This window comes from Aureimonas ureilytica, from assembly GCF_001475935.1.
Lineage (GTDB): Bacteria > Pseudomonadota > Alphaproteobacteria > Rhizobiales > Rhizobiaceae > Aureimonas > Aureimonas ureilytica_A.
In genome coordinates, this window is sequence record NZ_LDQA01000068.1 from 1 (window position 1) to 1911 (window position 1911).

Annotated in this window: 1 protein-coding gene and 2 pseudogenes; 2 read left to right on the forward strand and 1 reads right to left on the reverse strand. The window is 59.6% G+C overall.

Annotated features, from left to right (window positions below; all coding sequences use genetic code 11):
* Positions 1-355: 355 nt before the first annotated feature.
* Positions 356-1054: pseudogene (locus tag NS365_RS20610) on the reverse strand (IS6 family transposase).
* An 89-nt stretch (positions 1055-1143) separates the two neighbouring features.
* Between NS365_RS20610 and NS365_RS20615 the strand changes: the two are divergent.
* On the forward strand, positions 1144-1413 hold the full coding sequence (locus NS365_RS20615; RefSeq protein ID WP_430515435.1) for a recombinase family protein: 270 nt from the start codon (positions 1144-1146) through the stop codon (positions 1411-1413).
* 382 nt (positions 1414-1795) lie between these two features.
* A pseudogene (locus tag NS365_RS25120) lies at positions 1796-1911 on the forward strand (IS110 family transposase); the annotation flags it as partial.

Genomic DNA, 1911 nt, shown 5'->3' on the forward strand with positions numbered 1-1911 from the left:
ATGTGTTGAGAGTAGACGGTCCCGACCCGGGACAGCGGCCATGGCGGGTCCTGAGCAACCAGAGCCAGATCGGCCGGGTCGCTCGCCACCTTGCGCTCCAGGCAGACCCGACCCGTCTCGTCCAGAATGCAGACACTCGTCTCTTTTACCGAGACGTCCAAACCCGCATAGTACCGCATGCTGCGCTTCCCTCGCTGATGCCTGTGGCTGGGATCCGATCCAGACCACGTTATCCATCAGCTCGAAGCGCAGCACCTCCACCCGTCACAGCAGCGAAGAACAGGGCGCCAAAGCCGAATACCCCATCTGTTGCGAATAGGCGATTTGGTTGCAATGATCCTGTTCTGTTCTTTTCTCAGGCGATGAAGACTTGGAACAGCCGTCCGATGTAGCGGGCCTCCGATCCTCCAGCGAGGCTATCGACCATCGAGCGGAACTGGCCCTTGCGGAACATCCGCATGACCTCGAATCCGCGAATGGCGTTGTGCGCCGTCTTGCGCGACTTGAACCCTCGCACCGGGCGGATCCGCTGCTTCAGTTTCCCGTGGTCGGACTCCAGCCTGTTATTGAGGAATTTCACCTACCGATGCTGGCAGGTCGGCGACAGGCGTCCTTCCTTGCGTAGCGAGGCGATCGCCTCGTTATAGAATTGGTTCTTGTCGGTCGAGATGACGGACGGGCGCTGGTGTGGCGAGCGGTTCAAGGCTTTGCTGAGAAACTGCTTGTCGGCCTTCGTCGTGCGGGTCTGGGAAAGACAGAAGTCGAGCGTCTCGTCGCCGATCGCCCGATACAGATACATCCATTCGTCACGAACCTTCACATAGGTCTCATCGACGTACCAGGTCTTGGTCTGCAGGGGTTTGCACCACTGAACGCGACGGTCGAGCTCGGGCGCGTATTGCTGAAACCATCGATAGATTGTCGTGTGATCCACCGAGAGGTGGCGCTCGGCCATCATCTCCTCGAGGTCGCGGTAGCTCAGCGCGTATCGGCAGTACCAGCGCAGGCAAAGCAGGATGATGTCGGGTGCGAAGTGCCGGCCTTTGAACGTCAAACTCCTGCCTCACGCCCCCGACTGTAGCAGCCTTCGGCACCGAAACTCTCATCCCCAATGATTATTCGCAACAGACCCCGGTCGAGACGTTGGCCGAGATGGGCGTGAAAGTTCATTGCCTGGCCCTGGGCGGTGTGGACCTTACCAGCTCGACGGGCCGCATGACGATGAGCGTCATCAACGCGGTCGCCGAGTTCGAGCGCGATCTCCTGATCGAGCGCACCCATGCAGGCCTGATCCGGGCGACGGAACAGGGCAAGGTGCTGGGGCGTCCGCGCAGCCTGACGGATGCACAGAAGCAGGTGGTCCGCGAGAAGCTGGGGGAGGGGGTTTCGGTGTCGAAGCTCTCACGCGACTAAGGCGTCAGCCGGCAGACCATCCAGCGCGCGCGGGATGAAGGAAAGACCCAAGCCGATGCTGAGGTAAGCGAGGACCGTGAAGAAACGCTAGCATAGCTTTCGAGATCTAATACCTCTTATCAGTAGGCTCCGGTCTACGGACGAGCGAAGCAGCGTTTCATCGCGAGCTCCTGCAACTTGTTCGTTTCAGGTCTTTATAGACCTAAAGATGGAACAGAACGGGATCAACGCGTCCCGTTCCGCTATTCGCAACAGATGGGGTATTCGGCTTTGGCGCCCTGTTTTTCGCTGCTGTGACGGGTGGAGGTGCTGCGCTTCGAGCTGATGGATAACGTGGTCTGGATCGGATCCCAGCCACAGGCATCAGAGAGGGAAGCGCGGCATGAGGCACTATGCGGGTTTGGACGTCTCGGTAAAAGAGACGAGTGTCTGCATTCTGGACGAGACGAGTCGGGTCTGCCTGGAGCGTAAGGTCGCAAGCGACCCGGCCGATCTGGC